Below are 1,107 nucleotides of genomic sequence, written 5' to 3'. Positions count from 1 at the left end.
GGCTGAGTCCCGTGCAATACAGGACTCAGCCCTTGGCTGCCTAGCCTTTACTGTCCAACTTCAGGGGGTCAGTTCAGTTGCGGCCGGGCCAGGTGCTGCCTGATGCTGGGAAAGGCGGCGTTGCACCGCCTTTCTCTTGCCTGATGCTTACTTCACTTCGGCGTTCGCCTTGGCATGGGCATGCACCGGGTTGAGCGCGCCGGTCTTCAGCCAGCCGTGCGACTTGACGACGTACGCCTTGCCGTCCTTGACGCCGCTTTCCGTATAGAAGTACTCATGCGTCTGCGTGTTCACCGCCAGATCGGCCTTCGTGTCAGACGACTTGTCTTCATACGCGTAGTGCTTCACGCCGTCAGCGCCGTCACGGTAAGCCATGTGACGCGACAGATCTCCGGAGCGGGTCACGATGTTCACATCGGCGGCCTGGGTTTGCAGATCGACCCAGACTTCGTCGATGCTTGCATCGGCCCAGAACGCTGCGTCGCCCAGTTCCATCGTCAGCGGCTGCACTTCCTCCAGATACATGTGCATCTCGCTCGCGTAGATCAGGTACGACAAGCCGCCTGCCAGACCGATACCGCCCACCACCGCTGCCGCCGTACCCGCGTCAGAGCCGCCGTGCGAACCGCTGCTTTGGGTGCCGTTGCCGGTGTCGGTGCCGTTGCCGGTGTCGGTGTCGGTGCCGTTGCCGCCGGTGTCGGTGCCGTTGCCGCCGGTGTCGGTGCCATTGCCGCCGGTGTTGGTGCCGTTGCCGCCCGTCGTGTGGATGACGACGCCGTTATCGATCACGTTCAACGTGCCATTGTCGTCCGTGTTGTACGTTGCGTTATCGTCGATCACGCCCTGGCCATTCGTCGAATTGCCCGAGATGTTCGTCGTACCGTTGTCCGACGTGTTGATCGTACCGTCGTTGATCACGCCCGTGCCATCGGTCGAATTGCCCGAGATGTTCGTCGTGCCATTGTCGGTCGTGTTGATCGTCGCGTTCGGTCCGATGTCCGTGCCCGTGCCGTTCGTCGAGTTACCGCTGATGTTGGTCGAACCGTTACCGCTCGTGTTGATCGAGCCGTTGATGTCCGTGCCGTCACCGTTGGTCGAATTGCCCGG

Annotated in this window: 1 protein-coding gene; it reads right to left on the bottom strand. The window is 61.8% G+C overall.

From position 1 onward, the window contains the following. Nucleotides 1-147 precede the first annotated feature (147 nt). A partial coding sequence (locus tag AB6804_RS19365) for a hypothetical protein (RefSeq protein ID WP_370887813.1) occupies nt 148-1,107 on the bottom strand: 960 nt, incomplete at its 5' end.

It is taken from the genome of Caballeronia sp. RCC_10, from assembly GCF_041360715.1.
Classification (GTDB): domain Bacteria; phylum Pseudomonadota; class Gammaproteobacteria; order Burkholderiales; family Burkholderiaceae; genus Caballeronia; species Caballeronia grimmiae.
The sequence above is the reverse complement of the archived record's forward strand: the minus strand, read 5'-3'. Positions and strand labels throughout refer to the sequence as shown.